The 4,136-nt window shown below is 31.1% G+C and carries 4 protein-coding genes and 1 CRISPR repeat array; all 4 genes read right to left on the reverse strand.

Annotated features, from left to right (window positions below; all coding sequences use genetic code 11):
• Positions 1-141 precede the first annotated feature (141 nt).
• The gene (locus CLLU_RS18095; protein WP_106011150.1) at positions 142-549 is read right to left on the reverse strand and encodes a nucleotidyltransferase substrate binding protein; all 408 of its coding nucleotides are present in this window, start codon (positions 547-549) and stop codon (positions 142-144) included.
• Positions 530-835 (reverse strand): nucleotidyltransferase domain-containing protein, encoded by a 306-nt coding sequence (locus CLLU_RS18100; protein ID WP_106011151.1) that lies wholly within the window; start codon positions 833-835, stop codon positions 530-532. Before CLLU_RS18100 ends, CLLU_RS18095 begins: the two co-directional genes overlap by 20 nt.
• A 121-nt stretch (positions 836-956) precedes the next feature.
• Complete coding sequence (gene modD / locus CLLU_RS18105) at positions 957-1,799, reverse strand: ModD protein (RefSeq protein ID WP_106011152.1); 843 nt, start codon at positions 1,797-1,799, stop codon at positions 957-959.
• Between the two features lie 19 nt (positions 1,800-1,818).
• Positions 1,819-2,985, reverse strand: a complete 1,167-nt coding sequence (locus CLLU_RS18110; RefSeq protein WP_106011153.1) for an RNA-binding domain-containing protein — start codon at positions 2,983-2,985, stop codon at positions 1,819-1,821.
• A 207-nt stretch (positions 2,986-3,192) separates the two neighbouring features.
• Positions 3,193-3,763: direct repeats of the CRISPR family, unit length 30 nt; unit sequence GTTTCAATTCCTTATAGGTACTCTAAAATC.
• Positions 3,764-4,136: the final 373 nt, after the last annotated feature.

A 4,136-nucleotide genomic window follows, 5' to 3' on the forward strand; every position in this document is an offset into this window, starting at 1 on the left:
ATGTTAAGGTTAATGTTAAATTAAGTAGTTCATACACAACTTAATTTACATTTAAATACAATTTTTGTTATGGTTTAAGTTGAAGAGCATCAGATACTGTCTCCGTTTAGAAGATTTAAATACAATATCTTTGTTATGGTTCTATTTCGTGTACTTTCGCATCCTTTCAACTATCTTATCTTTAAGTTCATTCAAAGCATTTACATATTTATCTTTTATATTTTTACCAATTTCTATGGAAATACTTTCACTATACATATGTGATGTAAGATTTCTGTCCTTAAGCATATTTATCCATAATTTTTCATCTTTAATTAATCCTGCTGAAAATGCTTCTCTCAATACAGATTTGGGAGAATTCAATCCTATTAATCCTTCATCTTCAAAAACCTCTTTCAAAGTTTTCCAGGCCAATTTAAATGTAAACTCAAACCTCTGTATCAATCCATCCCTTAAAAGTTCATTTTTCCCATCATATTGCAGCAGTCCCTCCTCCAGTTTGTGCAATGCCTTAATAAAGTTATTTAATTTATTTCCATATGGCTTCATATATTATAACACCATCTCTTTCAATGTTCTCTATCAATTTCTTGTCCGTATTGCTGTTGACAAATATAATATCCAATTTTAACAATGTATCCATGCCATCCAGCTCAAAATACATTTTTCCCTCATTCTGAAAATTTTCATCACAATATACAGCTAAATCTATATCACTGGTTTTTTTATTATCACCTCTGGCCCTTGAACCAAATAGGACAATTTTATTAACTTTACACTTCATGCCAATTTTTGAAATTGCTTTTATTATATTCATATCCAAATTAATCACCATGCAAATACACTCCTGTTAGTTTTCTTTACTATAAATAGTACATAATAAAAAAATTGTCCATTTTACTGATATTTATTCAATAATATCATATCTACCTGCAATATATTTTTTTCGCAATCTACTAAATAGGCACTATCCTGCACCCAATGTCTATAGGTCCTGCATAATACATTGAACTGGTCACAATGGCATCAACTCCAGTTTTTGCATATTCCACAATATTACTTTCATTAATTCCTCCAGCAGCCAAAATTGTGATAGAAGGGTCGATGTCTCTAAGAATATGTACATGTGACTTTAGTTCATTCCAGGAAATTTTATCAAATTGAATACCATCGATGCCATTTTTGCAAAGTTGAACAGCCTGGTTTAAATTTTCCACCTCTGCTATTATCTTTTTCTCACAGGCCCTGGTCTTAACATTTTTTAATATTTTAATTAGTCCTTCAACACCGCCTAAAAAATTCAAGTGCTGCTTAAAAATCAATATGGTTTCTGACAATCCCAGTCTATGTGGAAATCCGCCCCCTGCAATAACCGCCTTTACAGACAATTCCTTTGTCCCAGGAATAACCTTTCTTGTAGCAGTAACCTGTACATTGGGATTTACACGAGAAACCTTCTCCACTAATTTTTTTGTTTTTGTAGCAATACCTGAACTGTACTCAAGAATATTTTGAGAAACTTTCCATGCCATATGTAAATCTTCAGAGTTCCCCTCACCTTCAAGAAAAATTTGATCTTTCTCTATTATACTGCCTGAACTACAGGTTTTGGTTACATCTATATTTAACCTATTCAATATTTTTATAACTTCTTCCATACCACAAGCAACAGCACTTTCTCTTGAGAAAAATTGTATTCTACCCCTCTGACCGTTAATTCCTAAAGCTAAAGTTGTCAAATCAATATAAGGAACATCTTCTTTTATAAACCTATCAATAAGTTCTTCTGAAATATACATTCATAAAATCTCCCCTTATTTACAATTCATTTTTATATATGCTAAGAATAAATTCTTCTCCTGACTCCTGCAAAAGCGGTTCTTTTGCACCTTTATCCTTCATTGTTTTAATTATCATGGGAATTCCTCTGCCCAATTGATCTATATATCTCATATTTTCCATATATTTTACTAAAAATGGGTTTCGGGCATAAGATACCCCTATCTTCATTTTTTCAATGGTAACAGTATTAGGCAGTTTTCCCGGGCTATGAAACTCAATACGATCATCAAACATAAAAATTCTTATCTTGGAGCCTAAAATGCTGTAATTTCTATGTACAAGAGCATTTACAATAGCTTCTCGAAGTACCAGTACGGGATATTCTTCTCTTTCTTGCCTTCTCAACTGATTAATAGTTGAAGGATTCTTCATATTGTTTTTTAATATAACCAACATCTGCTCTGCTATATCCTGTAACCTGCCGCAAACAATCTTTTTATCTATAAGCTCATCTGTTATTTCATTTCCACGGAAATGTGCAAAGCTAATGCCATTTTGAGGCATAATATTATCTGCATTCTTTCCAAATATCAGCAAGCCACCTACAGAACACATAGCTTTCCCCTCTACTTCTTTCAATATATCTGCATTGATCAATATTCTCTCTAAACTTTTTTTGTCTTCTTCATATAAATCAAAAGTATTGTACTTTAAAAAATAATCTCTTACTATGTCCAGATTTAAATCTTTTACAGAAGTATCATAAACTGGTGATATATCAAAATGAATACTTCCATTAGCTTCAAACAATCGCATTAGTTCCTCTCTTGATGCTATTCGTTTTGTAGTTCCCACTCTTATATAATATTTATGATCAACTGTATAATAAGGCTTATTTAATCCTTTAGGAATATTAACTACTGATATCCTTAATCCATCTAATTCCACACTCTCATAAACAGGAATTATATTAGGTATACAATTATTTCTGCACACATTCATAATTTTCTCTTCTATGTTTTTATCAGTTATTCCCTTTATTTTACCGTCATCAGATACACCTATTAATATTGTCCCGCCTTCACTATTAGCAAAAGCTACAATTTCTTCCGCCAATTCTTTGGCCTTTATGCCTTCCTCTTTAAATTCTATATATGAATTTTCTCCATTTTCAATTATATTTAACAATTCAACTCTATTCATGACAAAATCCATCCTTACTCAAAACATATTTTAGACATTAGCTATGAATTAATTATATCATATTTATTTTTACATTTATTCATAATATTAGAAATAGCACGATTTATTATACATCTCATGTTAATGTTCAGCCAATGTAAAACAGTCATTTTTATTCGTAATTTGTTAATTATTTTCATGGTAATTTGGTCAAACTTTCTTTTAATTTTAAACATTCCTTATAGGTACTCTAAAATCCTAAAACATTCGTTATAATGCTTTCTGCGCACTACAATGTTTCAATTCCTTATAGGTACTCTAAAATCTAATTTCGGGATATGCTTTCAAAACCAACGGCATATGAGTTTCAATTCCTTATAGGTACTCTAAAATCCTGCTGGTGAGCCTTTAGAATTAGGAAAACTAAATTTAGTTTCAATTCCTTATAGGTACTCTAAAATCGTTGTAAAAAAAGTATTTGGTGGAGCACTAGATTTTGCGTTTCAATTCCTTATAGGTACTCTAAAATCCTAATAACACATGATAAGTTTTGAATTGCCTTATCAGGTTTCAATTCCTTATAGGTACTCTAAAATCAATGTTTTAAACTCACATTTGCTTATGGCATTAGCAAGTTTCAATTCCTTATAGGTACTCTAAAATCCTGGTGACCTTTGGTTCGACACTGAGAACGACAACAGAAGTTTCAATTCCTTATAGGTACTCTAAAATCCCGATATCTTCTTGTTTAAATCATGTTGGGAATTTAGTTTCAATTCCTTATAGGTACTCTAAAATCCCATTAAATAAAGCATACATCAGCTTGCCCCAAATTGCAATATTCAGGAAAATCTTTAGAAGAATTTCAAAAAACCAATCTCATGCTGCTAATTAACTGCATACGTAAAAATCGTCGACCCCCGGTAATTTTTACTCTATTCAGGGTCGACAACATAAAATTTAATACAGTCCTAAAACATTTTTAACTAATCTCTCATGTCGAGGTTCAGCATTATGCACTTTAAAATCAAAATCCTCAGGTGCATGTAGATTGTCAAGTAAATTTGACCCCTTTTTACGTTTAATTTTGACCCCCTAGAGTCTAAATTATATTTAGGCCAAAACCATCATATTTTAATTTTTTAGTATTAATTATTAATTGCTTAGATTCA

It is taken from the genome of Clostridium luticellarii, assembly GCF_002995845.1.
Classification (GTDB): domain Bacteria; phylum Bacillota; class Clostridia; order Clostridiales; family Clostridiaceae; genus Clostridium_B; species Clostridium_B luticellarii.